The sequence below is a fragment of the uncultured Eudoraea sp. genome (assembly GCF_947258925.1).
GTDB lineage: Bacteria > Bacteroidota > Bacteroidia > Flavobacteriales > Flavobacteriaceae > Eudoraea.
Genome location: NZ_CAMYKG010000019.1, coordinates 38,836 through 62,730, shown reverse-complemented (window position 1 = coordinate 62,730; position 23,895 = coordinate 38,836). Strand labels below are relative to the sequence as shown.

General features: G+C 37.7%; 23 protein-coding genes and 1 pseudogene. 2 read left to right on the top strand and 22 right to left on the bottom strand.

The window, feature by feature from the left end:
- Window positions 1-51: 51 nt before the first annotated feature.
- Together Q0X77_RS08330 and Q0X77_RS08325 are read right to left on the bottom strand one after the other, a co-directional pair.
- Window positions 52-912 carry an alpha/beta fold hydrolase gene (locus Q0X77_RS08330; protein ID WP_297795831.1) on the bottom strand — a complete coding sequence of 287 codons (861 nt, stop codon included), beginning with the start codon at window positions 910-912 and terminating at the stop codon, window positions 52-54.
- Window positions 913-956: 44 nt separating this feature from the next.
- The gene (locus tag Q0X77_RS08325; RefSeq protein ID WP_297795828.1) at window positions 957-1,739 is read right to left on the bottom strand and encodes a tRNA pseudouridine(38-40) synthase TruA; all 783 of its coding nucleotides are present in this window, start codon (window positions 1,737-1,739) and stop codon (window positions 957-959) included.
- Window positions 1,740-1,922: 183 nt separating this feature from the next.
- On the opposite strand from Q0X77_RS08325, the gene Q0X77_RS08320 reads away from it, so the two are divergent.
- Complete coding sequence (locus Q0X77_RS08320; protein WP_297795826.1) at window positions 1,923-2,363, top strand: hypothetical protein; 441 nt, start codon at window positions 1,923-1,925, stop codon at window positions 2,361-2,363.
- Window positions 2,364-2,648: 285 nt separating this feature from the next.
- The gene (locus tag Q0X77_RS08315; RefSeq protein ID WP_297795823.1) at window positions 2,649-3,131 is read left to right on the top strand and encodes a hypothetical protein; all 483 of its coding nucleotides are present in this window, start codon (window positions 2,649-2,651) and stop codon (window positions 3,129-3,131) included.
- 357 nt (window positions 3,132-3,488) lie between these two features.
- Here the strand turns inward: Q0X77_RS08315 and Q0X77_RS08310 are convergent, their stop codons facing one another.
- The 20 genes and pseudogenes from Q0X77_RS08310 to lpxD all read right to left on the bottom strand — a co-directional run bounded on the left by Q0X77_RS08310 (window position 3,489) and on the right by lpxD (window position 23,753).
- Window positions 3,489-4,958 carry a magnesium chelatase gene (locus Q0X77_RS08310; protein WP_297795821.1) on the bottom strand — a complete coding sequence of 490 codons (1,470 nt, stop codon included), beginning with the start codon at window positions 4,956-4,958 and terminating at the stop codon, window positions 3,489-3,491.
- Between the two features lie 50 nt (window positions 4,959-5,008).
- Complete coding sequence (locus Q0X77_RS08305; RefSeq protein ID WP_297795818.1) at window positions 5,009-6,151, bottom strand: VWA domain-containing protein; 1,143 nt, start codon at window positions 6,149-6,151, stop codon at window positions 5,009-5,011.
- A gap of 73 nt (window positions 6,152-6,224) precedes the next feature.
- On the bottom strand, window positions 6,225-6,821 hold the full coding sequence (gene hisIE, locus Q0X77_RS08300; RefSeq protein ID WP_297795816.1) for a bifunctional phosphoribosyl-AMP cyclohydrolase/phosphoribosyl-ATP diphosphatase HisIE: 597 nt from the start codon (window positions 6,819-6,821) through the stop codon (window positions 6,225-6,227).
- 32 nt (window positions 6,822-6,853) lie between these two features.
- The gene (gene hisF, locus Q0X77_RS08295) at window positions 6,854-7,609 is read right to left on the bottom strand and encodes an imidazole glycerol phosphate synthase subunit HisF (RefSeq protein WP_297795814.1); all 756 of its coding nucleotides are present in this window, start codon (window positions 7,607-7,609) and stop codon (window positions 6,854-6,856) included.
- A 3-nt stretch (window positions 7,610-7,612) separates the two neighbouring features.
- Entirely contained in the window at window positions 7,613-8,134 is a 522-nt protein-coding gene (locus tag Q0X77_RS08290; protein ID WP_297795811.1) for a DinB family protein, read from the bottom strand.
- Window positions 8,131-8,907 carry a 1-(5-phosphoribosyl)-5-[(5-phosphoribosylamino)methylideneamino] imidazole-4-carboxamide isomerase gene (locus Q0X77_RS08285; RefSeq protein ID WP_297795808.1) on the bottom strand — a complete coding sequence of 259 codons (777 nt, stop codon included), beginning with the start codon at window positions 8,905-8,907 and terminating at the stop codon, window positions 8,131-8,133. Before Q0X77_RS08285 ends, Q0X77_RS08290 begins: the two co-directional genes overlap by 4 nt.
- A gap of 129 nt (window positions 8,908-9,036) precedes the next feature.
- The gene (gene hisH / locus Q0X77_RS08280; protein WP_297795805.1) at window positions 9,037-9,618 is read right to left on the bottom strand and encodes an imidazole glycerol phosphate synthase subunit HisH; all 582 of its coding nucleotides are present in this window, start codon (window positions 9,616-9,618) and stop codon (window positions 9,037-9,039) included.
- Window positions 9,619-9,658: 40 nt separating this feature from the next.
- The gene (gene hisB / locus Q0X77_RS08275) at window positions 9,659-10,810 is read right to left on the bottom strand and encodes a bifunctional histidinol-phosphatase/imidazoleglycerol-phosphate dehydratase HisB (protein WP_297795802.1); all 1,152 of its coding nucleotides are present in this window, start codon (window positions 10,808-10,810) and stop codon (window positions 9,659-9,661) included.
- Entirely contained in the window at window positions 10,810-11,850 is a 1,041-nt protein-coding gene (hisC, locus tag Q0X77_RS08270; protein WP_297795797.1) for a histidinol-phosphate transaminase, read from the bottom strand. Before hisC ends, hisB begins: the two co-directional genes overlap by 1 nt.
- Window positions 11,851-11,873: 23 nt before the next feature.
- On the bottom strand, window positions 11,874-13,169 hold the full coding sequence (gene hisD / locus Q0X77_RS08265) for a histidinol dehydrogenase (RefSeq protein ID WP_297795794.1): 1,296 nt from the start codon (window positions 13,167-13,169) through the stop codon (window positions 11,874-11,876).
- On the bottom strand, window positions 13,166-14,023 hold the full coding sequence (gene hisG / locus Q0X77_RS08260) for an ATP phosphoribosyltransferase (RefSeq protein WP_297795791.1): 858 nt from the start codon (window positions 14,021-14,023) through the stop codon (window positions 13,166-13,168). Before hisG ends, hisD begins: the two co-directional genes overlap by 4 nt.
- 202 nt (window positions 14,024-14,225) lie before the next feature.
- The gene (locus Q0X77_RS08255) at window positions 14,226-15,041 is read right to left on the bottom strand and encodes a prohibitin family protein (protein WP_297795788.1); all 816 of its coding nucleotides are present in this window, start codon (window positions 15,039-15,041) and stop codon (window positions 14,226-14,228) included.
- A 12-nt stretch (window positions 15,042-15,053) separates the two neighbouring features.
- Window positions 15,054-17,087: a VWA domain-containing protein gene (locus tag Q0X77_RS08250; RefSeq protein ID WP_297795786.1), complete on the bottom strand. Its 2,034-nt coding sequence runs from the start codon at window positions 17,085-17,087 to the stop codon at window positions 15,054-15,056.
- 87 nt (window positions 17,088-17,174) lie between these two features.
- Window positions 17,175-17,921, bottom strand: a complete 747-nt coding sequence (fabG, locus tag Q0X77_RS08245) for a 3-oxoacyl-[acyl-carrier-protein] reductase (RefSeq protein ID WP_297795783.1) — start codon at window positions 17,919-17,921, stop codon at window positions 17,175-17,177.
- Window positions 17,922-18,039: 118 nt separating this feature from the next.
- A complete protein-coding gene (gene sucD / locus Q0X77_RS08240; RefSeq protein WP_297795780.1) occupies window positions 18,040-18,912 on the bottom strand; it encodes a succinate--CoA ligase subunit alpha in 873 nt (290 codons plus the stop codon).
- A 65-nt stretch (window positions 18,913-18,977) separates the two neighbouring features.
- Window positions 18,978-19,875 (bottom strand): annotated as a pseudogene (locus Q0X77_RS08235) (LpxD N-terminal domain-containing protein).
- 94 nt (window positions 19,876-19,969) lie between these two features.
- On the bottom strand, window positions 19,970-20,533 hold the full coding sequence (efp, locus tag Q0X77_RS08230; RefSeq protein ID WP_297795777.1) for an elongation factor P: 564 nt from the start codon (window positions 20,531-20,533) through the stop codon (window positions 19,970-19,972).
- A 6-nt stretch (window positions 20,534-20,539) separates the two neighbouring features.
- Complete coding sequence (gene lpxA, locus Q0X77_RS08225; RefSeq protein WP_297795774.1) at window positions 20,540-21,325, bottom strand: acyl-ACP--UDP-N-acetylglucosamine O-acyltransferase; 786 nt, start codon at window positions 21,323-21,325, stop codon at window positions 20,540-20,542.
- 1 nt (window position 21,326) lies between these two features.
- Window positions 21,327-22,724: a bifunctional UDP-3-O-[3-hydroxymyristoyl] N-acetylglucosamine deacetylase/3-hydroxyacyl-ACP dehydratase gene (locus tag Q0X77_RS08220; protein ID WP_297795771.1), complete on the bottom strand. Its 1,398-nt coding sequence runs from the start codon at window positions 22,722-22,724 to the stop codon at window positions 21,327-21,329.
- A 3-nt stretch (window positions 22,725-22,727) separates the two neighbouring features.
- Window positions 22,728-23,753, bottom strand: a complete 1,026-nt coding sequence (lpxD, locus tag Q0X77_RS08215) for a UDP-3-O-(3-hydroxymyristoyl)glucosamine N-acyltransferase (protein ID WP_297795768.1) — start codon at window positions 23,751-23,753, stop codon at window positions 22,728-22,730.
- Window positions 23,754-23,895: the final 142 nt, after the last annotated feature.

Below are 23,895 nucleotides of genomic sequence, written 5' to 3'. Positions count from 1 at the left end.
AAGTAGATAAGCAGATAAAAGTAATAGAACCGTTCTTTTTAGTTTTACCATTTAAACCTTTACATTGTGTTTTACATGAATACTTGAACCTGTGAGGTCAACTTCTTTTGGCCTGGTAGTTATGATTTCACTTAACATCTTATGATAAGATTCAAATGTATTCAGATTCTTATGTCCTCCCCCAATGACGGTATGCAGGGTAGTTGACTTTGGTTTAATCTTCGAAAGCCTGACGCTAGTTTTGTATGGTATCAATTTATCATCCGTGCCATGGATAATATGGATTGGGCAATTTACGTACTGTAACCATTTATACGTTGGCATAGGAAATTTAATCAATAATGAAAGAGGCATAAATGGAATGTATTTCTTAGCTACCTTACTTAAACTGTAATAAGGGGCATCCAATATCAACATTCTTGGATTGTTCATAGATGCCAGTTTAGTCGCAAAACCTGAACCTAAAGAACGACCGTAAAGTATAATATATTTTTCGTTTACATTTTCCTTTATCTTATTGTAGATGACCTGCATATCGCGTTTAATAGCTTTCTGTGTGCGTCTGCCCGTACTTTTCCCAAATCCCCTGTAATCTACCATTAAAACATCATAACCGTGTCTTGTAAAATCAACGGCAAACTTCCCCCAGCCTTTTATACTCTTGGAGTTGCCTTTCAGATAAAAGACAATCCCCTTAGGTTGTGCCGCTTTAAATCTAAGTCCATTGATTACTGCACCATCTCTTGTTTCCACGTTGTATTCCTCAATTTCCTGATTTTCATATTGGAATAGAAAATCCTTTGGGAGTTTTTCTGGTTTAAACATTAAGTAATCCTGGAGAAAATAAAGAAGTATACTAATCACAACGTAAGCCAGAAGAACTATGAGCAATATGTAACCCCAATTTGGCATAAAAAATCATTTATTTCAATTTACAAAAAATCTGCTTATCGGGCTTATTCAAATTCAAGGTGGTTCAATAATAAGCCGGATCCCGGAGCTACATAAGACAATTTAATGTCTGTGCCCTCTTTTAGTGATAATTCAATATCTTTTATCTTTAGGCGGCCTTTACCCAATTGGATTAAGGCACCCATAATCATCCGAACCTGATACCTCATAAAACCTTTACCACATACACGAAGCATATAACTGCGTTTTGGGAAAAAATTGGCGGTTAGAAGCGTATTTTCAACTATTTCGCATTTAGTTATTGTCCTTACTAATTGCGTATTCTTCCCGGGTTTTGCTGTATAGGCTTTGAAATTGTGGGTTCCTTCATAGAGTGCCGCAGCCTTTATCATAACATCCAGATTGAGATCTTCAGTAATATTAGCCATATACGGTGCACAAAAAGGATGGTTCTTATCACCAAAGGAAAATATATAGCAGTATTCCTTAGATTTACTATGCTGGATAACATTAAAGTCTTTAGTAATATTATCTATTTTAAATACCTTAATATCAGCTGGTAAGTTAATATTAAAGTTCTTAATAAACTCTTCATTATCGGTAAGAGGCGTTTCTTCAATGATTAACTCAAATGCAGCATCTAATGCCGAAACTTTTGCATCTGTCCTACCGGCGCCAAGGATTTTAAATCTTTGCTGCGGCAGGATGAATTTAAGTGTTTTTGAAAGCATTCCTTCAATAGTTCTTTGCCCCGGTTGCTTTTGCCATCCACTATATCGGAATCCTAAAAATTGAACCCATACCAAATAATAATAGCGTCTTTTCATAAGCCCTGATTCGTGTTTGATCGATGAATAAACATAGCACTTAAATTTCAAAAATTAACCGAAAGATTGCGCTTACTAAGTTATATTCTAACCCCCTTTAAAACTTGTAATTTGTGAATTATCTAAAACAAAACCCGCTTTTTTTGTATTTTGTACACTACTAACCAATAAAACCTAAACAAAATGGATCAAAAAACAACAACAAAACCTCCTGCGTGGTTTTGGATTGCAAGTATTCTTGCACTATTGTGGAACCTTATGGGAGTTATGTCATATCTGGGTCAGGCCTACATGACAGACGAGATGAAAGCTGAATACACTGCAGACCAATTGGCCCTTATTGAGAGTGCGCCGGCATGGGTTACAGCTGCATTTGCCATAGCAGTATGGGGCGGACTCCTGGCTTGCATTGCCTTATTACTTAGAAAAAGATGGGCCAAACCATTATTTGTATTATCCCTCATAGGCATACTGGGGCAAATGCTTTATTCTTTTTTTATGTCGAATTCTATAGAAGTCTTCGGACAGGTCCAGGGCCTTATTATTCCTTTGGGTGTAATCATAATTGGGGTATTACTAGTACAGTTCGCAAGGATAGCTGAAAAACGCAATTGGATTTCTTAGGCAGAAAACACCTTACCTATAGGCACATATTCATTTATGTGCCTTTTTTATATCAATCAAATATTTACTTAAATAGGGTTCCCTCCTATTTTCAGAATTAATCCTCCGGATTGGTACAACTCAATGCATTGAAAACATTCTAAAAAGGATTTCATGGTATTTTCGCAACAACTTTTTGAGGTTACTCAACATTGTCTGCGTTTCATCGAAAATTTTCAAATAAAGAATATGGGCCTGCGTTAAATTTTGCAACAAGGTTCCCCAAAAGCCTTGAAACCTACTAATATGAAGGCACTTTTAAAACTTTTTTCCTGGAGGAGATGCATGTTATTGTCTATTCTTGTAATTGCAATCCTAATAATTTTCAATTTTTATGGCTTATATACCAATAGGTTTTATTTTTTCAAATTTGACAACTATATTTTTCCATTATTAACTGTTATTCATTTTATTTTTCTGTATGTCCTTTGGTTTAAGATTAAGGAGCATGAATATACCGATCCTCAGATGCGCAATCTGGAGTATGCCATGTACGGCATATTTCTAATTTATATTTTTAAGATAATGGATACCGGATATATTCTTATGAGTTATTCTGAATACCAGGATCATATTATGCCAAAAACGTTTGTACCAATAGGCGCAACTATTCTCCTTTTACAATTCTTTTTGCTTTTACTGACCATATTGACATTTAAACACAGAATGCAATTGGTGGGGCCGTATAACTTTGATAATATTAATGAGAATATAGATTCGTGGCAATAATAATTTTCTATTATGTTATGGCGATGCAAAAGACCTTGGATGTAAATTCAAGGTCTTTAGATTTTAAGCAAACAGTAATTGTTTTATAAACTCATCAAATTAAATAGCATCAATAATTGAAGTCCCATCTTCCAGGGTAAATGCATTCCCTAATATTTTTGTTTTAGTAGTGTAAGGAAGCTTTGGTTTTTTCGGCTACTATAGGAGTATGGGACTTGCATAAAACCTAAATTATTGATTTTATTGGCCAATAATATGCAACTTCCTTTATGCTAACCTCCCGTATAAGGGAGAGGATTAAAATTGCTATGAACAAGAAAGCCCTTATCAATAAGGGCTTTTTTTTATATTATTAGTTTATAATTTACTGATATAACTGCCATAGAGGTCTTTAAATTGATACCCCTTTTGAAATCTCCTTTTACTTAATTTTTTGTAAGCCACGAGACCCCATAATAAAAATTCTTTAAGAAAAAAGGCATCCTGTTGACTGATATCAGGCTGATAGTTATCTAACAAGGCATTTAATTCAGGAATACTATTTAGCAATTTCTTATATTCTTTATCCGTCAAATTGTCCATAAGCTCAAATCCTTCAGTTTCAAAAAACCAATTGATTAAATTGTCATAAGGGCCCACAGCTTCCTTATGCTCTAGCTTTTCAATCTTTGGGAAATAGTTAGGGAATAGCGTTTTTATGGCTTCTTCGAAGAGTATAATTGCTACTGCGTCAGCGCCTTCTTGTTCTCCTTCATAAACCAGTTCAATTTTACCCGTTATAGCAGGTATTACCCCCATAAAATCACTAAGTCTAATCTGAGTCTTATCCTCTCCGGAGATTAAGGCCCTTCGCTCAGCAGTACTAAGGAGGTTTTCAAATGCCGTTATGCTGGTACGTGCACTCACGCCACTTTTTGAATCTACATATTCACTCTTACGTGCTTCAAAACTAATCTGTTCGAGCAAATCCTTCGCCAGTTCAGGTACATAAATAGATTCTGACTGCCTTTTATCCAATTGGGCTTCCTGTTTGGTTATTTTTTTGGCAATTTCAATTTCCCCGGGATAGTGCGTAAGAATTTGCGATCCAATCCTGTCTTTTAAAGGTGTAACGATACTTCCCCTGTTCGTATAATCTTCAGGATTGGCTGTAAATACAAATTGAATATCTAACGGTAGTCTCAATTTGAAGCCTCTTATCTGAATATCTCCTTCTTGTAAAATATTGAATAAAGAGACCTGAATTCTTGACTGAAGATCCGGTAATTCATTAATCACAAAAATGCAGCGGTTAGAACGCGGGATCATTCCAAAATGGATAACTCTGTCATCGGCATAGGACAGTTTCATGTTGGCAGCCTTAATAGGGTCTACATCACCTATTAAATCAGCAACTGTAACATCCGGAGTTGCCAGTTTTTCATAAAAACGATCTGACCGGTGTAACCAGGAGATAGGCGTCTTATCGTCTTTCTCCTTAATTAACTCCCTGCTAAAACGCGATAAAGGATTCAGAGGGTCATCATTTATTTCAGAACCCTGTACCATCGGGATCCACTCATCAAGTAAATTTACCATTAGCCTTGCCAATCTGGTTTTAGCCTGACCCCTTAAGCCCAATAAATTAATATTATGCCGGGACAAAATGGCGCGTTCCAGTTCAGGAATTACGGATTCCTCATAACCCCAAATACCCTGAAAAGCATTTTCACCCTTACTTATTTTGTCCAATAAATTCAATCTAAGTTCATCCTTAATGCTCTTGCTTTCATAGCCTGATGCTTTAAGCTCCCCAAGGGTTGTGATTTTTGCAAAATTCTCTTTCATAAAATTTTATATATTTATATAACAGTATCTTAGTTGTTTTTTATAAACCTTTACTTTAATCTTTTTTTTCTATTTTGTTCATAGTCTTCAAATATCATTTCACCTAAACCATCCAATCCTGTAAAAAAGGCTTTTCCTTTATTTGCTTCGGTAAAATGCCTTATAAATTGTCTTAAATAAGGATCCTGTGCTATCATAAATGTGGTTATAGGAATATGCAATTTCCTGGCTTGCCTTGCAGTATTATAACATTTCTCCACAATAAAATCGTCAAGGCCAACGCTATTCTTATAGTAAGTCCCATCGGGCATTCTCAGGCAACTCGGTTTACCGTCTGTAATCATAAATATTTGCTTGTTCGTATTCCTTTTTCTTCTGAGCATATCCATCGCAAGCTGCAATCCTGCAACTGTATTGGTATGGTAAGGCCCTACCTTTAAATAAGGAAGGTCTTTAATTGGAATAGGCCAAGCATCATTACCAAAAACCAGAATATCCAGAGTATCCTTAGGATATCTTGTCGTAATTAACTCGGCTAAAGCCATAGCTACCTTCTTAGCAGGGGTTATACGGTCCTCACCATATAAAATCATGGAATGGCTTATATCTATCATGAGTACAGTACTCATTTGTGCCTTATAATGCGTGTCTTCAACTACCAGATCGTCTTCTGTAAGCGAGAAGTTATCCATACCATGATTTATCTGGGCATTTTTGAGACTTTCCGTCATCGAGATATGTTCTAAAGAATCTCCATAGCGATATTCTCTGAAATCACCGGTATGTTCATCGCCCGGACCAGTTTTTCCTGTCTTATGGTTCCCAGAGCCTTTTCTCTTTAGCTTACCGAAAATCTGATCTAAAGCACGTTGGCGAATAATTCGTTCCATCTTGGCGGTAATAGATAAAGTTCCTTCTCCCGGTTCACCTTCTCCTTCACCCCCCGTATTTTCTATCTCCTCTCTTAAATAGCCCTTTGCTTTAAGATCCTCTATAAAATCATCAATGGTATAGTTCTCGTCTGTAAGTTCATATTCTTTATCCAATTCCCTCAGCCAATCAAGGGCTTCATCTACGTCTCCGGATGTATGTGTAATAAGTTCCTGAAAAATCTCAAAAAGTTTTTCAAAAGGGGTAAGTTCCGGAGCCTCGTAATTAAAAAAACGAAAGCCTTTTCCTGTTTTCATAGTCATTTTCTAAAAATACTACATTTCAGAAAATGAGATACACTATTTAAGAAAACTTAAAGATTTCGGATGCATGTGTTTAGTGCCTGCTCTTTAGAACATCTACAACATCATTAAGCTGAAAGCCTTTGGCCTGTAACAAAATAAGGTAATGAAAAAGTAAGTCGGCACTTTCCTGGAGGAAAAGCTGATCATTATTATCCATAGCTTCAATAACAGTCTCCACGGCTTCTTCACCTACTTTCTGGGCAATTTTGTTAATTCCTTTTTTAAATAAAGAGTTAACATAGCTTTGGTCATTGTCCAGACTCTCTTTTCTATTTAATATTATAGCTTCCAGCTGGGTTAGAAAACCAAAATTTTGGTCATTCTTCTTATTCCAGCAGGTATCGCTTCCCTTATGACATACCGGCCCTTCAGGATTAGCAGTGATCAATAGCGTATCTTTGTCACAATCAAGATCAACATCCACTAGGTTTAAATAATTACCGCTTTCTTCTCCTTTGGTCCATAATCGGTTTTTACTCCTGCTAAAAAAAGTAACCTTTCGGGTTTCTAATGTCCGGGACAATGCTTCTTCACTCATATAACCCAGCATAAGTACATTTTTTGTTGTATAATCCTGGATAATTGCCGGTACAAGACCGTCTTTACTTTTATCAAATGCTACTTCCATTGTATGTGTCTTTTTATCAGGGTAAAATTCAACTATAACCTTACAGGAATACCGTGATCCTGTAACTTTTTTTTCAAATCTCTAATTTCCATTTCCTTAAAATGAAAAACACTGGCAGCCAATGCTGCATCGGCCTTGCCTTCATTAAAAGTATCAATAAAATGCTCCATGTTTCCTGCTCCACCCGATGCAATTATTGGAATATTAAGTTCTGTTGAGAGCCTTGCCAGGGTCTCATTGGCAAAACCATTTTTTGTTCCATCATGGTCCATGGATGTAAACAATATCTCCCCTGCTCCTCTTTCCTCAACTTCTTTTGCCCACTGAAACAACTCCAAATCGGTTGGTACTTTACCTCCAACCAGGTGCACTTTCCACATCCCATCAATCCTTTTTGCATCAATGGCTACGACAATACATTGGGAGCCAAACTTAGCCACCAGCTCATTAATCAGATCAGGGTTTTTTACGGCTGAAGAATTTATAGACACCTTATCTGCCCCATTGTGAAGGAGAATATCTACATCTTCCACCGAAGAAATCCCCCCGCCAACGGTAAAAGGGATATTGACTTTTTCGGCGACCCGCTTTACCAGGTTAGCAAGGGTCTTGCGTCTTTCCTCGGTTGCTGAAATATCGAGAAAAACCAATTCATCGGCACCTTCGTTTGCATATGCTTCTGCGAGTTCCACAGGATCGCCCGCATCCCTCAAATCAAGAAAATTAATTCCCTTTACGGTTCGTCCGTCCTTAATATCTAAACAAGGGATTATTCTTTTAGTCAACATTCTCTATTGTTTGTTTTTAATATTCAGATCTCTTCCATTATAAAACCCCAGGTCCTTATTTACCATCAGTTTAGTCCAAAATGCAACCTGACCCGTATGATAAGAATAGTGCTCAACTGCATGCATTACAATGCCGATTCCGGAAAGGTTGAATCCCTGAACTACACGCTTCTTCAATAACTGCTCGCTATTGCAATTTTTTAGTACCGATTTAGCTTTATCAACAGTATCCTCAAGTTTAAGAATAAGTTCCTTTTTGGAATATCCGGCAGTCGTAGAAAATTCTTCATCCCGCTTTCTAAAATCATCTAGATTACCTAAGGATGCGATAATATATTGTGTCATATTACCACAAATATGCAGTATTTGATTACCAATACTATTGGATGATTCATTTGGTTTTTTCCAAACGTTCTCTTCTTTAACAGCTGCCAAACTAATTTTAATCATTCTGGTACTTTCTTCCAATCTAAAACTGGAATTCTCCAGGAACTCTATCATCCATTTGTCCTGAACCTCATTCATGATGTTAAGATAAAATGTTCTAATTGCTTTAAACTAATTTTATTTTCATAAATAGCCTTCCCAAGTATTGCACCTTCACATCCAATTTCCTGTAATGCATGTAAATCTTCATAGTTGGCTATGCCCCCACTGGCTATAAGGTTAATACCCGGAACTTTAACATCTTCAACACCACTCATGCTGACTACGGTCTTATTAGTTTCCGTTGCTGTCAGAAGTCGCTTGTATAATGCTATGGACGGACCTTTAAGCATCCCATCCTTTTTGATATCCGTGCAAATGACATAGCTAATCCCTTTTTGTTGATAGTCCTTTACAAATGGTATTAATTTTTTATCTGATTCTTGCTGCCATCCTGTAATTGCGATCCTTTCTTCTTTGACATCGGCTCCAAGGATGATCCTTTCAGCTCCATAGGTTTCAATCCACCCCAAAAAGGTTTCCCGGTCGTTTATTGCGATACTACCACCCGTTATTTGATCCGCACCGCAATCAAAAGCTATTTTCAAATCTTCATTGGATTTCAACCCACCTCCAAAATCGATTTTTAAGTTTGTTTTGGCGGCAATACTTTCTAAAATCTTATAATTAATGATATGCTTTGCCTTAGCACCATCAAGATCTACCAGGTGTATATACTGGATACCATGTGCCTCAAATTCGACGGCTACCTCCAAAGGGTTTTCATTATATACCTTTTTTGTATTATAATCTCCCTGTGATAGCCTTACACACTTTCCATCTATAATATCTATGGCTGGTATTATTCTCATTGCTCCTTTTTTCTAGCTCTAATTTGAAAATTAAATGTCTTTCGCAATTGCTATTTGTTAACATTGGGGTCAAACCGATACCCCATTTTTATTACACTATTACTCGGCTTCGAGTTCATTTATATCGTTTTATAATTCCAGAAAGTTTCTTAAAATCCTGGCTCCAACTTTACTGCTTTTTTCAGGGTGAAACTGTACCCCATAAAAATTATTCTTTTGTAATGCACTGCTATAAGGCATTTCATAATTTGAGATGGCAATGGTCTCAGAACAAATTGGGGCATAATAACTATGTACCAGGTAAATATGATCATTTTCCTTTACGTCTTTAAACAAGTTGGATTTAAGATTGGTTATTTGATTCCATCCAATTTGAGGTACTTTAACTTTCTTACTGAACTTTATAACATCGGTATTAAATATACCCATCCCCAGCGTGTTTCCCTCTTCTGTTGAGTGACACATTAGTTGCATGCCCAGGCATATCCCCAATACAGGTTGTTTCAAATTTGGAATAATTTGATCTAATCCACTGGCCATCAACTTGTTCATGGCGCTACTGGCCTCTCCGACTCCCGGAAATATTACCCGATCGGCATTTTGAATCTCCCCGGCCTTATCACTTAACACCGCGTCATATCCAAGTCGTTTAAAAGCAAACTTTATGCTTTGAATATTGCCTGCACCATAATTTACGATAACCAATTTCATTTGCTTAAAAACTTTGGTAAATAGTATTCTTAATTATTCTTTAGAGCATTCCTTTTGTTGAAGGCAATAACATTTTTTCCGCATCGCGCTTCAGGGCCATTTTGATCGCTTTTGCAAATGCCTTAAAAATAGCCTCAATTTTATGATGCTCATTTGTTCCTTCTGCCTTTATATTCAAATTGGCCTTAGCGCCATCCGAAAATGATTTAAAAAAATGATAAAACATTTCAGTTGGCATCTTTCCAATCATTTCGCGATTAAATTCCGCTTCCCAAACCAACCAGGAACGACCACCAAAGTCTATAGCTACCTGGGACAAACAGTCATCCATGGGTAAACAAAACCCATATCGTTCCATTCCTAATTTATCACCAAGAGCCTTATGAAATGCTTCACCCAATGCAATTGCCGTATCTTCTATAGTATGGTGCTCATCTACCTCCAAATCGCCCCTTACGTTAATATCCAGGTCAATATTTCCATGACGTGAAAGTTGGTCCAGCATATGATCAAAGAATGCAATGCCTGTAGAAATTCTACTCACACCGGTACCATCCAGATTTAGTTTAATATCGATCTCAGTTTCTTTGGTGTTTCTGGAAATCTCCGCCCTACGTTTTCCGAGTTTTAAAAAATTGTAAATAGCACTCCAATTTGCAGTCTCCAGCGCAATTACCTGCTGCAATTCTTTTTGATTTAGGGTGATTTCATTTGTACCCAAATTGGTTTGCGTATTTATAAAAATACCCTCAGAACCCAGGTTTTTTGCTAGCTCCATATCTGTAAGGCGATCCCCGATAACAAAGGAACTTTGAAGATCATATTCTTCATTGAAATATTTTTTCAACAAGCCGGTTCCCGGTTTTCGGGTATCTGCCTTTTCATGAGGGAAAGTCCGGTCTATCAGGACTTCTGAAAAATTTACCCCCTCGCTTTCAAAACATTTTAGAATAAAATCATGTACGGGCCAAAACGTCGTTTCAGGAAATGTGTCCGATCCCAGACCATCCTGATTAGTTACCATTACTAATTCATAGTCCAGCTCTTTAGCTATTCTGCCCAAATACCCAAAAACTTCAGGATAGAACGAAATTTTTTCAAAACTATCTATTTGTTCATCAGCCGGCTCCACTATTAGTGTTCCGTCGCGATCTATGAATAAGACCTTTTTCTTTGTCGGTTTTGTTTCCATTACAAGGATTTTAATACTTCGAGTAAGGTTTTGTTCTCTTGTGGATTGCCCACTGTAAATCTTAGGGTATTCTCGCAAAGGGGTTGGGCAGATCTGTTCCTTACAACCACCCCACGATCTAATATCTGACGGTACCTTTCGTCCGCATTATCCACTTTAACCAATATGAAATTGGCATCTGTGGGGTATATTTTTTCTATAAAACCTATCTGACCTAATTGTGCCACCAAGTCTTTTCTTTGTTTTAAGATTTCACTTATCTGCTCTTCCACTAAGCCAAGGTCCTTAATCATGCTAAAGGCCCTTTTTTGAGTGAGCTCATTTACGTTATAAGGGGGTTTTATCCGGTTTAGTACTGTTATAACACCTTCTGATGCATAACATACTCCCAGGCGCAACCCAGCCATCCCGTATGCTTTTGAAAATGTCCTGGTAACAATGAGGTTTTCATGTTCATTTAATTTAGGTAACCAACTTTTCTTTCCTGAAAAATCTATATACGCCTCATCTACCACCACCAGGCCGTGGAAATTATTTAGGAGTTGGGTGATATGAGCGATAGAAAAACTATTTCCTGTTGGATTATTTGGTGAGCACAAGAAAACGAGCTTGGTATTTGCATCAATAGATTCCAAAATTTGTTCTACATCCAATTCAAAATCCAAAGTCAATAAGACCTCCCTGTTCTCAATAGCATTAATTCCTGCCAATACCTTATACATTCCATAGGTAGGTGGCACGGTTATAATATTATCTTCCAGGGGTTCACAAAATGCCCGGAAGATCAGATCCAGAATTTCGTCACTCCCATTACCCAGAAGAATGTTTGCTTCTGTGAGCGAATATCTTTTAGCCAGAACAGATTTTAAACTTCTCTGTTGAGGATCGGGATACCTATTGATTCCATTAACATATGGGCTCTCATTGGCATCCAAAAATATCTTTTTGGAACCATCTGCAATGTATTCATCCCGCGCGGAAGAGTAAGGCTTTAACTTCCTCACATTTTCTCTCACCAGATTATTTAAGTTAAAAGTCATAATCTTTATCCTCTGTACATCCGCTATTTATTATTTCCTTTTAAGCTTTGTAAACGAAGCGTGACGGCTTTTTTATGAGCCATAAGGCCTTCTGCTTCTGCCAAAACTTCTATGGCATTTCCAATGTTCAGTATACCTGTTTCTGATATTCTTTGAAACGTAATGCTTTTCATAAAACTATCCAGGTTAACACCACTGAATTGTTTCGCATAACCATTTGTGGGTAAGGTGTGATTTGTTCCCGATGCATAATCACCAGCACTTTCCGGAGTAAATTTCCCCAGAAAAACAGAACCCGCATTCACCACATTTCTTATATAATATTCTTCGTCTTTACAACAAACAATAAAATGTTCAGGGCCATATTCATTTATCAATTCAATGGCAATTTTATCATTTTCCACAAAGATTAACTTACTATTACCTAATGCCTTCCTGGCAATGATTTCCCTCGGTAAATTGGTGATTTGATTTTGCAATTCTAATTCCACTTCTTCTAAGAGCGATTTGGAAGTTGACACCAATATTACCTGACTATCTGCTCCATGTTCTGCCTGGCTCAGCAGATCTGAGGCTACAAAAGCCGGGTTAGCAGATTCATCAGCAACTACCAAAAGTTCACTTGGACCCGCAGGCATATCAATGGCTACACCAAATTTGGTGGCTATTTGTTTGGCCACTGTGACATATTGATTTCCCGGTCCAAATATCTTATAAACCTTCGAAATACTTTCCGTTCCAAATGTCATGGCCCCTATAGCCTGTATACCGCCAACTTTATAAACCTGGGAGACACCACAAAGTTTTGCGGTGTATAGGATTGCCGGGTTTATTTTACCGGTTTTATCTGGTGGGGTACATAAAACGATCTCGGTACAGCCCGCCAGTTTCGCAGGGATGGCAAGCATTAAAATAGTTGAAAACAAAGGGGCTGTCCCCCCGGGGATATAAAGGCCAACTTTTTCTATAGGCCTTTTTTCCTGCCAACATATTACACCAGGCGTCGTTTCAATTTCAATTTTCGATGTTTTCTGCGCTTCATGAAATTTCTTAATATTGGATGCAGCTGTTTGAATCGCATTTTTTAACTCTGACGATACCAGGGTTTCGGCCTCATCAAATTCGGCCTGGGCTACTTTTAAGTCAATTATTTTAACTCCATCAAATTGTTTGGTGTATTTCTTTAGGGTTTCATCGCCTTCCATCTTCACTTCATTGAAGATTTCTATTACCAATTCCTCTATTTCTGAAACTGATTGAGTAGGCCGACGTAAAATAGCTGACCACTCTGTCTTCTTTGGATTCAATATTGTTTTCATAGAACCATTTTCTCTATCGGACACACTAATATTCCTTCGGCGCCAGCGAGTTTCAACTCATTTATCACTTCCCAGAATTTATCCTTATTTATTACCGTATGCACTGAACTCCATCCTTCTTCAGCCAAAGGCAGTACAGTCGGACTCCGCATGCCCGGCAACAATTTAATAATCGCATCAAGCTTGTCATTTGGGGCATTCATCAAAATATATTTGGATTGCCTTCCTGCCAACACAGACTTTATTCTAAAGATCAGATCTTCCAGAATTTCATTCTGATTACTTTTAATCCTGGGTGAAACAGCCAAAACCGCTTCACTATTCATCATCACCTCTACTTCCTTAAGGTTATTCTTAAACAAGGTACTCCCGCTGGATACAATATCACAGATAGCGTCTGCCAGTCCAATGTTGGGTGCAATTTCCACTGAGCCATTGATTATGTGAAGATCTGCCTGAACACCTTTGTTCGAAAGGTATGCATTGAGCGTATTTGGATAAGAGGTTGCAATTTGTTTTCCTGCTAAATCTTTGATTCCATTATACGCACTGGCCCTGGGAATGGCCAGAGAAACCCTGCATCTGGAAAACCCCAGTTTTTCCGCTACAGCGATGTTGCCACCTTTTTCTTCAAGTACATTTTCTCCAATAATAGCAATATCAACAACACCGTCTTTCAGATACTGTGGAATATCCCCATTTCTCAAATAAAAGATTTCCATTGGAAAATTCCGGGCCGAAGCTTTCAACTGGTCCTTGCCATTATCAATAGAAATACCACAATCCTTTAGAATTTTTATAGAATCCTGATTAAGCCTTCCAGACTTTTGTATAGCTATTTTTAATTTCTCCATTAGTCATTTTTTCATGTTCAACAATCAAAAAGATATAAAAGCAAAACCCGCTTGATTGCTCAAACGGGTTAGATATATTTTGAAATACAACAATACATTTCTACCTCGCCTGAGCGCAAGTGTACAAATGATGATGTGTATTTTGAATTTTCATTAGAATGTAAAATTAGAATTAATTTTTAGTTCTCAAAATTAATTACAATTAATTATTTCCTAAAATAAGCGGTAACCCATCTCCTCCGGATCCTATAACCACTACTTTGGAATTAGGAGACTCTGCCATTTTTAAAGTGGCATCGATACCCTTATCCTGTAAGATTTTATCGGTTAATGAGGCGCTTAGTATTTTATTGGCATCGGCCTTCCCCTGTGCTTCAATACGTACTTTTTCTGCCTCTTTTGCCGCCGTAACTAAACGAAATTCATATTCCAGGGATTCCTGTTCCTGTTTTAGTTTTCTTTCGATGGCCTCTTTAATTGTTGGAGGTAGGGTAACATCACGAATAAGAATTTCATTTAATTGTATATACTGATCCTGAACTATATTCTTAGTTTCCTCAAAAATCTCAACCTGAATAGCGTCTCGTTTACTGGAGTATAATTGTTCAGGGGTATATCTCCCCACTACACTACGAGCAGCCGATCTAATTGCAGGAAGAAGAATACGCTCTTTATATTGCTCACTTTTTTCCTGATGTAATTTGCCTAGAGCAGCATAATCAGGTTGAAACCAGGCAGATGCGTCAAGCTGAATGTCCAATCCATTACTGGAAAGTACTTTCATCTTTTCGAAAACTTCCTGTTGCCTAACTTCATAAATAAAAACTTTATTCCAGGGTGCGACAATATGAAAGCCCTCATTGAGAGGAGGTTCATCAGTCACCACGCCATTTCCAAAAGTTCGATAAAGAACGCCTGCTTCACCAGAGCCAATAGTAACTGCTGATTTAGAAATAATTATAATCACTAAAATTATTATAAACACTGCGGGCAATGCTATTTTTGGTAATTTATCCATTTGATATTTTTTTTAAATTAGTCCGTTATATTTTCTGAGAAACCATTCTGCCGTCAAAGACGCAGCAATGATAATCAGGAGAATTTTAAAATCGATCAAAGATACGACATTTTGCTTGCTTTTCTGAACCGGTAAATATCTATTATCCCTTATTATGTCTTCAATAAATTCTGGGACTTGAGATGGATAATAATGTGAAGCATTGGTACTGCCGGCCAACCTTTGCAATTTCTTATAATTGGTGGATAATAATTGTTTTTCCAAATCGTAGTCCAGGATTGTAAATTTTCCCTTTTTTGATAGCCCTTCACCCTCTACATCGACTGAAAAACCATAGTCCCCATAAGGAAGTGCGCGTATGTCAGCTTCGTAATAACCGTTTTTCAGTAACATAGGAATTTGTCTGGTAAGGTTCTTTTCCGGATTATCCAGTGTTATGTTTATGGTTGCGTTGTTATCAAAAACAAAAGTTTCATCAAAATAAGAAGCTTTAATAGTAGCTTCATTCAGTCCCTGATAAATATTCTCATAATCTAGCTCTAGTCTGTCCCTCGATTTGTTTTTTGCCAGATATAATATAATTTTTGAGATAAACGCATCAAACCTCTTAAATTCCTGTTCATCGCGATAGCTCTGTATACGCCATTTCCAGATATTTTCACCAAAAAGTATGGCCTCCCGACGTGAATTTGTTTCCAATACAGTAAACAGAGGTTCATTCATATCTACCCCCTTAATGCGTTGGCTCAATAAATTTTCATAAGAGGCAGTAATAAGTAAATCACCCAGGGTAGTTTCAACAGGAGGAAATTCTGAGACATCAAAATCCGTGATATCAAAAAGAGTAAATCCCTGATTTAGAATCGGTGTAACTTCTTCCTTTTGATCATAACTATTTTTCTGAAAACTATTCTGAATTTCGTTTAGAAAATTCCAATCGGTTTTGGGACCCGTAATCGTAAAAATATTTACCCCTTTTTTCTCTATATAGGAATAAACATTTTCAAAAGATGTATCCGGCTGGTACAAAATAAACAGATCAAATTCCTCCAGTTCATCAGAAGATCGGGAGGGTTTTACAATAGATACAGATCTTTGTTCATTACTTTCAATTGCTTTTTTTATGGTCCCGAGATCAGGATGAAGAATTTTGGAGACCAGGGCAATAGTTGTTTTTTCATCAATGACTTCTACCCCAATTTGCCTGATGTTATTGTTTATATTCCTTTCATTTTCCAGTGGAGTAAGGCTTATCTTGAGATTTTTAATTCCCACGGAAGAAGCATCCAATAACGTATTGATAATTTTGGTATTCTCATTCTCGGTCAATACTAGCTGTTCTTTGTAAATATTTTTCCCCCCTTCAGTAATATTAAGAACCGTTGTTACGGTATTATCACCTTGATAGGATACAAATATTTCAATGGGATATCTATTTTTCAGGAAAGCATATTTATTTGTATTTAACTGATCTATTTTAAGATCCTGATAGCTTGTTGTGTCTCCTATTGCAAAAGAATAAATTGGAAACTTTTGTCTTCCCCCATAAAACTCATAATCCTCACCTAATGTCTGGTTCCCATCCGATAGCAGCAAGACTGCCGTAGGGCTGCCAGCATATATTTCATTGACAGATGAAAGGCTGCGACCAATATCGGTAGCTCTCTCGGTAAAAGACAAACTGTCTGAAGTGTTTAACTCTGCCCCGAAGGTATACTCCTTAAGATTAAATCTTTCCTTGATATCAGTACTATTCTTAATTTGGTTTCTTATTTGCAGGAGCTGAGCAATTCCTGTGGATTGATCAATGGAGGAAGAATTGTCCGATAAAAGAATGAGGTTCGTTTTCTCAATAGAATATTGTTCCTTAGTTAGTTTGGGATTTACAAGTAGCAAAAAAATACCAAAAAATGCCAGAAATCTTAACGAAGAAAGTGCTAAATACAGGGCACCCCTACCTTTAGACTTGTAATAATATTGGAAAATAACCAACCCCAAAGCCAGGATAGCCGCAAGAATTATCAGGAATACTGTTTGTGTTTGCATGAAACTTTCTGGATAGTACCTGGTTGATTAAACCTCTTAAACGGGGAGGTCCATCTTAAGGTTTGAGAACTGTTGTATTAACAGGTGTTATGTAAGCATTCCGCCATCAACATTCAATACCTGACCAGTTATGTAGTCAGAAAGATCTGAAGCTAGGTATAAACATGCGTTAGCAACATCCGTGGGAGTACCGCCCCGTTTTAATGGAATTGCCTCCCTCCATCCTTCAACCGTTTTTTCATCTAATTTGTCCGTCATTTCGGTTTCAATAAAACCCGGTGCAATGGCGTTGCATCGAATATTTCTGGAACCAAGTTCAAGGGCCAGAGATTTCGTAAACCCAATTATTCCTGCTTTGGAAGCCGCATAATTGGACTGGCCGGCATTTCCTTTCACCCCTACCACGCTACTCATATTGATAATAGATCCCTTGCGCTGCTTTAACATAGTCCGCTGTACCGCTTTCGTCATATTAAAAACAGATTTCAGATTAATTTCAATCACTGTATCAAAATCCTCTTCCCGCATCCGCATTAACAAGTTATCTTTTGTAATACCCGCATTATTTATCAATACATCAATTCCTCCAAAATCCTCTAACACCTTCGTAACAAGGTTTTCACAATCGGTAAAGTTCGCAGCATTACTTTTATATGCTTTGGCTTTTATTCCTTTTGTGTTTAGCTCTTTTTCCAATTCCAGTGCAGGAGCTTCACTAGAGCTAAACGTAAAGGCAACATTTGCACCATGTTCGGCAAAAACACGGGCAATACCCATACCTATACCCCGACTAGCACCGGTTATAATAACATTCTTTCCTTCTAATATTTTCATATCCTAATTTTGTTTACTCCTAGTATTCCAAAGATAGGTTTTGTTTCACATAAAGGCTAAAAAAAATCCCGATCAATTCAGGATTTTCTTCTTGGTAATATCTATTTCTAAAGTTTAATTATCCTATCACTTCTTTTACTTTTTTACCTATCTCCGCCGGAGAATCCACTACATTTATTCCACATTCGCGCATAATACGTTTCTTTGCCTGTGCGGTATCGTCGGTTCCTCCAACTATTGCACCGGCATGCCCCATTGTCCTGCCTGCAGGGGCTGTTTCACCTGCAATGAAACCAACAATTGGTTTTTTACTTCCGCTGGCTTTATACCATTTAGCGGCGTCAGCTTCCAGCTGCCCTCCTATTTCCCCTATCATGACCACACATTCTGTATCGGGATCATTTATCAGCAATTCCACAGCTTCCTTTGTCGTAGTACCAATAATGGGATCGCCACCTATGCCTATGGCTGTTGTGATTCCCAGACCCTGTCTAACCACCTGATCTGCCGCTTCATAAGTTAGAGTCCCGGATTTAGAAACAATACCTATGTTCCCTTTTTTAAATACAAACCCCGGCATTATACCTACCTTGGCTTCGTCTGGTGTAATCACTCCCGGGCAATTAGGACCAATTAGGGTGCAATCTCTATTTTTAATATAATTATTTACTTTGACCATATCCGCTACAGGGATACCTTCCGTAATAGTTATAATGACCTTGATGCCCGCGCTTGCTGCTTCCATTATGGCATCTGCAGCAAATGCCGGTGGTACAAAAATAATTGAGGTATCTGCTCCGGCCTTTTGAACGGCATCTTCAACAGTATTAAAAACCGGTTTACCCAGATGTTCCTGACCACCTTTTCCGGGTGTTACTCCTCCGACTACATTAGTGCCATAGGCTATCATCTGTTCTGAGTGAAAAGTACCTTCGCTACCGGTAAAACCCTGAACAATTATTTTAGAATCTTTATTTACAAGTACGCTCATTGTCTATTTTAGTTATTGATATGCAAAAATATATTTTTGAAAACGAATATCAGGTAGATAAACGCTTATTCTTTGTTTAAATCTTCTAAAATCGAAGGAAGATTGCGCAGATGCGCTAATTCTCTTAATTTTTCCCGCGATTCACCGGCCGGACTTCCAAAATAACTTTTTCCTCCTTCAAGAGATCTCGTAATACCGGCTTGCGCCATTATAACGGCTTTCCTGCCAATAGTTATTCCACTAATGATCCCTACTTGCCCCCAGATAGTGACTTCATCCTCTATAACTACACAGCCGGCAATTCCCGTCTGCGAAGCGATTAAACATTTCTCACCTATAACCGTATCATGTCCAACCTGTATTTGGTTATCCAGTTTACTCCCTTTCTTAATTGTGGTATCGCCTGTTACACCCCTGTCTATAGAGCAAAGTGCTCCAATATCAACATGATCTTCAATGATTACGCGTCCACCCGAACGTAGAAAACCAAGAGATGTCCTTGTTGCAAAGTAAGATTGAAAGACAATCCACCCAAGAAATGCGACACCTACAAACATTAGGATGAATAATACAATCATCCCCTATTATGACATTATTACCAATAAATACATTGGGCTGAATATGGGTATTCTTCCCTATTTTGGCAGATTTTGATGTCATCAAATCTGCTTTCTCAAAAGGCTTGAAATAATTTGTTAAAGTATTGAAATCGTTAAAAGGATCCTTGGTTATGAGTAATGCCTTGCCCTCCGGACAAGCTACTTTTTTGTTTATCAGGACTACCGTAGCTTCAGAGTTCAGTGCTTTATCGTAATACTTGGGGTGATCAACAAAAACAATATCTCCTTTCTCCACAACATGTATTTCGTTCATTCCATAAACAGGAAAATCATCCGCTCCTACATATTCAGATTTGATGATCCCTGCAATTTGTTTTAACGTATACTGTTTTGGAAATTTCACAAATTATATGTTCAAAATTAAAATTAATTATATATGAACTAATACATTAATTTAAATATTGTAACTAATTTTATATCAGTTAATTAATACAATATTATTTGGCCCTTTCCATATAAGAGCCCTTTTCTGTGTCAATTTTTATTTTATCCCCTTCATTGATGAAAAGAGGCACATTCACTTTTGCCCCGGTCTCCACCACTGCCGGTTTGGAAGCGTTTGTAGCGGTATTTCCCTTTACCCCCGGTTCCGTATGTGTAACTTCCAATACAACACTGGCAGGCATATCAACAGATAATGGCATACTATCTTCCGTATTAAACATAACGGTTACAACTTCACCTTCTTTAAGGAGTCCCGGTGCATCGAGAATACCTTCCTGAAGTGAAATTTGGTTATAATCATCTGTATTCATGAAATGATAGGTATCACCTTCGGCATATAAAAACTGGTAAGATCTTGTTTCAACCCGCACGTCATCAATCTTATGACCAGCTGAGAATGTATTATCCAAAACCTTTCCTGTGGTTACACTTTTAAGTTTAGTTCTTACAAATGCGGGGCCTTTTCCGGGTTTCACATGCAAAAATTCAATTATCTTATATATATCATTATTGTATTTGATACATAGTCCTTTTCTAATATCAGATGTATTTGCCATAAAAATTTAATTTGTACTAAAATAGCCTTTCATAATACCCCTTTGAGAATCACGAATAAACTGTAAGATTTCATCCCGCTCCGGTGTAGCCTCCATTTCGGCTTCAATGATTTGGACCGCCTGGGTATTGTTATAGTTTCGTTGGTAAAGGATTCGATAAATATTCTGTATCTCCCGAATCTTATCAGAATTAAATCCTCTTCTTCGCAAACCTACAGAGTTTATTCCTACATATGACATGGGCTCCCTTGCTCCTTTTACATAAGGAGGTACGTCCTTACGGACCAAAGATCCGCCGGTTACAAAAGCATGATTTCCAATAGATACAAATTGATGTACGGCCACAAGTCCGGCAAGGATCACATTATCTCCGATAGTGACATGTCCGGCAAGCGTTGAATTGTTGGAGAATATACAATTATTGCCAACAAAGCAATCGTGAGCTACATGACAATATGCCATTATAAGGCAATTTTTACCAATAACAGTTTTCATCCTGTCCGAGGTGCCTTTATGGATAGTGGCGCACTCCCTGATGGTAGTGTTATTCCCAATTTCAACAGTGGTTTCTTCTCCATTGTACTTCAGGTCCTGAGGAGGAGCTGAAATTACTGCTCCGGGAAAGATATTACAGTTCTTTCCGATACGGGCTCCTTCCATGATGGTAACATTAGAACCTATCCATGTGCCATCACCAATTTTCACATTATTATGGATAGTTGTAAAAGGTTCTATTACCACATTTTTGGCAATCTTGGCGCCTGGGTGAACGTAGGCCAGTGGTTGATTCATGCTAATCTTCTTGTTTTGTTTTTACAATTTGGGCCATCAATTCAGCTTCAGACACTAATCTTCCATTAGCATAGGCATAGGCCTGCATATGGCAAATCCCTCTGCGTATAGGTGAAATAAGGTCGCATTTGAATACTAAGGTATCCCCCGGTATTACTTGTTGCTTAAATTTTACATTGTCAATTTTCATAAAGAAAGTCAGGTAGTTTTCGGGATCGGGAACAGTGCTCAATACCAAAATTCCCCCGGTTTGTGCCATAGCTTCCACTTGAAGAACCCCCGGCATTACCGGTGCTCCGGGAAAATGCCCCTCGAAGAAGGGTTCATTCATTGTAACATTTTTCATCCCTACTACATGAGAATCAGATAATTCAATGATTTTATCCACTAATAAGAAAGGTGGCCTGTGCGGCAACATTTTCATAATTTCTGTGATATCCATTAAAGGAGGCTGATCCAAATCGTATTTAGGAACTTTGTTCCGTTTTTCCAATTTTATAATTTTGGAAAGTTTTTTAGCGAATTGCGTATTGACATAGTGTCCTGGTTTATTGGCAATTACTTTCCCTTTAATTCGGGTCCCTGCCAGTGCCAAATCTCCAATGACATCAAGGAGTTTATGTCTTGCTGCTTCATTTGGCTGATGCAACGTCAGATTATCTAATATTCCATTGGGTTTTACAGATAGTTTCTTCTTATTAAAAGCTTTTTCAAGTTTCTTCATGGTAGATTCCGATATTTCTTTATCTACATAAACTATCGCATTATTGAGATCTCCGCCTTTAATGAGCCCATTCTCCAGTAGCATTTCTAATTCATGAAGAAAACTAAAAGTACGGGCATCGGCAATTTCTTCTTTGAAGTCTTCAATTTTCTCCAAAGTAGCGTTCTGGGTTCCCAGAACCTTGGTGCCAAAATCAACCATTGTTGTTATTTTGTAATCATCTGCCGGAATCACCGTTATTTCACTCCCGGTGGCCTCATCTTTATAGCTGATTACCTCTTTTACTTCATATTGCTCACGATCCGCCTTTTGCTCAACGATGCCCGCTTTCTCAATGGCCTCAACAAAAAATTTGGATGAGCCATCCATGATAGGGGGTTCCGGAGCATCCAATTCTATCAGGACATTGTCTATATCCATACCCACCAGTGCAGCAAGAACATGTTCTGAAGTTTGGATTTTTACTCCTCTTTTCTCGAGGTTAGTACCTCTTTGAGTATTCACCACGAAATTCGCATCAGCCTCAATAATGGGTTCCCCTTCTAAATCTACACGTTTAAAGGCAAATCCATGATTCTCAGGTGCAGGAACAAATTTCATCTTCACATTCTCACCGGTATGTAATCCTACCCCGGTCAATGTTACTTCATTTGCTATTGTACGCTGTTTTGACATATTCTATTTATCGTCTCTTCTTTTTTCAATATCATTAATTCGGTTCACAAGTTTCGGAAGATTTTTAAAATGAACATACGACTTGTTATAGTCGCCATAGTTTAATGCAGGCGAGCCCTGCAAAATTTCATCATCTTTTACATTTCTACCTATTCCTGATTGGGCCTGTATCCTTACCCTGTCTCCTATGGTGATATGACCAACAATACCAACCTGACCTCCGATCAAACAGTTTTTACCAATTTTTGTAGATCCCGCTATACCGGTTTGAGCTGCAATAGCGGTATGTTCCCCAATCTCAACATTGTGGGCAATTTGTATTTGATTATCCAGTTTAACCCCATTTCTTAGAATTGTTGATCCTAATGTAGCCCTGTCTATTGTAGTTCCGGCACCGACATCTACGTTTTCCTCCAGTATTACATTACCTATCTGAGGTACTTTACTATATTGGCCATTTGAATTAGGAGCAAAACCAAATCCATCTGCACCAATAATTGCGCCGCTGTGAATTACACATCCCTTCCCGATTATTGTATCGGAATAAATTTTGGCTCCGGCAAAAATCAGAACATTATCTGCAATGTTAACATTATCACCTATATAGACATTCGGGTAAATTTTAACGCCATTACCTATTTTTACATTGTTTCCCAGATATGAAAAAGCGCCTAAATAAAAATCTTCACCATAAGCCGCAGATTCTGATACATATACGGGGTTCTCTAATCCTGTCTGGTTATTTTTTACCTGATCATAATATTCCAATAGTTTGGAAAAAGATTCGTAGGCATCATCAACCTTAATAAGCGTAGTGGAAATATCTTGTTCAGGGACAAAGTCCTTATTTACAAGCGTAATTGAAGCCGCAGTACTGTAGATATACGGTGTATACTTGGGATTAGCTAAAAAAGTAAGTGATCCGGTTTCCCCCTCTTCAATTTTTGCAAGTTTATCTACGGCGACCTCAGGGTTGCCTTCAACCTCACCTTCTAATATCCCTGCAATCTGACTAGCCGTAAACTTCAAAATTTTAAATAATTTTAGTCGCTTTATTGAATTCAGACAAAAGTAAGAAAAATTGGTTAATGCCAATAAATGATAAAGATCTATATAATTAGCTGTTAATTAATGTTTTAGGGCAAATTCTCCAATAAGAAATGTATGAAAA

What these genes read in the sequence shown, in the direction of transcription:
- Q0X77_RS08330 (WP_297795831.1), bottom strand. Translation starts at nt 912, where the DNA reads ATGCCAAATTGGGGTTACATATTGCTCATAGTTCTTCTGGCTTACGTT.
- Q0X77_RS08325 (WP_297795828.1), bottom strand. Translation starts at nt 1,739, where the DNA reads ATGAAAAGACGCTATTATTATTTGGTATGGGTTCAATTTTTAGGATTC.
- Q0X77_RS08320 (WP_297795826.1), top strand. Translation starts at nt 1,923, where the DNA reads ATGGATCAAAAAACAACAACAAAACCTCCTGCGTGGTTTTGGATTGCA.
- Q0X77_RS08315 (WP_297795823.1), top strand. Translation starts at nt 2,649, where the DNA reads ATGAAGGCACTTTTAAAACTTTTTTCCTGGAGGAGATGCATGTTATTG.
- Q0X77_RS08310 (WP_297795821.1), bottom strand. Translation starts at nt 4,958, where the DNA reads ATGAAAGAGAATTTTGCAAAAATCACAACCCTTGGGGAGCTTAAAGCA.
- Q0X77_RS08305 (WP_297795818.1), bottom strand. Translation starts at nt 6,151, where the DNA reads ATGACTATGAAAACAGGAAAAGGCTTTCGTTTTTTTAATTACGAGGCT.
- hisIE (WP_297795816.1), bottom strand. Translation starts at nt 6,821, where the DNA reads ATGGAAGTAGCATTTGATAAAAGTAAAGACGGTCTTGTACCGGCAATT.
- hisF (WP_297795814.1), bottom strand. Translation starts at nt 7,609, where the DNA reads ATGTTGACTAAAAGAATAATCCCTTGTTTAGATATTAAGGACGGACGA.
- Q0X77_RS08290 (WP_297795811.1), bottom strand. Translation starts at nt 8,134, where the DNA reads ATGAATGAGGTTCAGGACAAATGGATGATAGAGTTCCTGGAGAATTCC.
- Q0X77_RS08285 (WP_297795808.1), bottom strand. Translation starts at nt 8,907, where the DNA reads ATGAGAATAATACCAGCCATAGATATTATAGATGGAAAGTGTGTAAGG.
- hisH (WP_297795805.1), bottom strand. Translation starts at nt 9,618, where the DNA reads ATGAAATTGGTTATCGTAAATTATGGTGCAGGCAATATTCAAAGCATA.
- hisB (WP_297795802.1), bottom strand. Translation starts at nt 10,810, where the DNA reads ATGGAAACAAAACCGACAAAGAAAAAGGTCTTATTCATAGATCGCGAC.
- hisC (WP_297795797.1), bottom strand. Translation starts at nt 11,850, where the DNA reads ATGACTTTTAACTTAAATAATCTGGTGAGAGAAAATGTGAGGAAGTTA.
- hisD (WP_297795794.1), bottom strand. Translation starts at nt 13,169, where the DNA reads ATGAAAACAATATTGAATCCAAAGAAGACAGAGTGGTCAGCTATTTTA.
- hisG (WP_297795791.1), bottom strand. Translation starts at nt 14,023, where the DNA reads ATGGAGAAATTAAAAATAGCTATACAAAAGTCTGGAAGGCTTAATCAG.
- Q0X77_RS08255 (WP_297795788.1), bottom strand. Translation starts at nt 15,041, where the DNA reads ATGGATAAATTACCAAAAATAGCATTGCCCGCAGTGTTTATAATAATT.
- Q0X77_RS08250 (WP_297795786.1), bottom strand. Translation starts at nt 17,087, where the DNA reads ATGCAAACACAAACAGTATTCCTGATAATTCTTGCGGCTATCCTGGCT.
- fabG (WP_297795783.1), bottom strand. Translation starts at nt 17,921, where the DNA reads ATGAAAATATTAGAAGGAAAGAATGTTATTATAACCGGTGCTAGTCGG.
- sucD (WP_297795780.1), bottom strand. Translation starts at nt 18,912, where the DNA reads ATGAGCGTACTTGTAAATAAAGATTCTAAAATAATTGTTCAGGGTTTT.
- efp (WP_297795777.1), bottom strand. Translation starts at nt 20,533, where the DNA reads ATGGCAAATACATCTGATATTAGAAAAGGACTATGTATCAAATACAAT.
- lpxA (WP_297795774.1), bottom strand. Translation starts at nt 21,325, where the DNA reads ATGAATCAACCACTGGCCTACGTTCACCCAGGCGCCAAGATTGCCAAA.
- Q0X77_RS08220 (WP_297795771.1), bottom strand. Translation starts at nt 22,724, where the DNA reads ATGTCAAAACAGCGTACAATAGCAAATGAAGTAACATTGACCGGGGTA.